The sequence below is a fragment of the Bradyrhizobium lablabi genome (genome assembly GCF_018129385.1).
Classification (GTDB): domain Bacteria; phylum Pseudomonadota; class Alphaproteobacteria; order Rhizobiales; family Xanthobacteraceae; genus Bradyrhizobium; species Bradyrhizobium lablabi_C.
The window spans coordinates 1-1,339 of sequence record NZ_JAFCLN010000050.1; the positions used below are offsets into that span (position 1 = coordinate 1).

Here is a 1,339-nt window from a genome sequence, read left to right on the forward strand (position 1 = left end):
GGTCCTGACCGGCTACATAGGTAACAGATTAGACCGGGGACATAGGTAACAGGTCAACTGATCAGCGAGGAGGACCTCGCTGATGGGATGGACGGAGACCTGTGCCGTGGATGAGCGGATGCGCTTTGTGATTGCGCTGGAGAAGCGAGAGGCATCTTTTGCAGCGACATGCCGACAGTTCGGCGTGAGCCGTCGGGTCGGCTACAAATGGCTTGCACGCTACGAGGAAGCAGGCGTTGAGGGGCTGTGCGATCGCTCGCGAGCGCCGCGGCATCATCCGCATGCGATTGCGGAGGAGGTGGCCGAGCAGTGTCTTGCGGTACGCCGGGCGCACCCGACCTGGGGGCCGCTGAAAGTGCGGGCCTGGCTCGAACGCCGATCACCGGCGACCGACTGGCCTGCGGCGAGCACGATCGGGACGTTGTTCGACCGCGAAGGGCTGACGGTGAAGCGCAAGCTGCGTCGCCGTAGCCCGCCCTCAAGTGCCCCCTTTGCACAATGCGCTGCCGCCAACGAGGTGTGGTGCATCGACTTCAAGGGCTGGTTCCTGACCGGCGGCGGAAGGCGCTGCGAACCGCTGACCATCACTGACGCATATAGCCGGTATCTGCTGCGTTGCCTGGCGCTCAAGCGCACCGACACCGACCATGTCTGGCCGGTGCTGGATGCGGCGTTCCGCGAGTTCGGTCTGCCGCGTTACATGCGCTCCGACAACGGCTCGCCGTTTGCCTCGCGCGGCGCCGGCGGGCTGTCACGGCTGTCGGTCATGCTGATTAAGGCCGGCGTGATTCCCGAACGCATTGCTCCAGGCAAGCCGCAGCAGAACGGCCGGCATGAGCGCATGCACCTGACCTTGTTGCAGGACACCGCCAGTCCCCCGGCCGCCAGCCTGCGTCAGCAGATCGAGCGCTTGCGCAACTTCCAGCGCCTCTACAACGAGGAGCGTCCGCACCAGTCCCTTGGCGATGCCACGCCGGCGGATCATTACGCGCCATCGCCACGGCGCTACGAGGGCATCCTGCGCCAGCCGGAATATGACGCCGGGCACGTCGTGCGGCGGGTGCGGCGCAACGGCGATATCAGATGGCGTGGCCGCACCGTCTACGTCAGTGAGGCTCTGATCGGCGAACCGGTCGGCCTGACCGAGAACATCGATACCGGGTGGACTGTCAGCTACGGTCCGATCGTGCTCGGCACGATCTCCGACCGAGACGACCGTCTGCGCAAACCAAAACGTAACGGCCGTGGACTTGTGGACAACGCTCACGCGTTGCCCACAGGGTCCACGGCCTCAACAACAACAGACCAGAACGAAACCCGAATTGTGTTACCTATGTCG

1 protein-coding gene is annotated in these 1,339 nt (G+C 64.5%); it reads left to right on the plus strand.

Annotation, left to right across the window (positions count from 1 at the left end):
- Window positions 1-82: 82 nt before the first annotated feature.
- A partial coding sequence (locus JQ628_RS34320) for an integrase core domain-containing protein (protein ID WP_249128769.1) occupies window positions 83-1,339 on the plus strand: 1,257 nt, incomplete at its 3' end.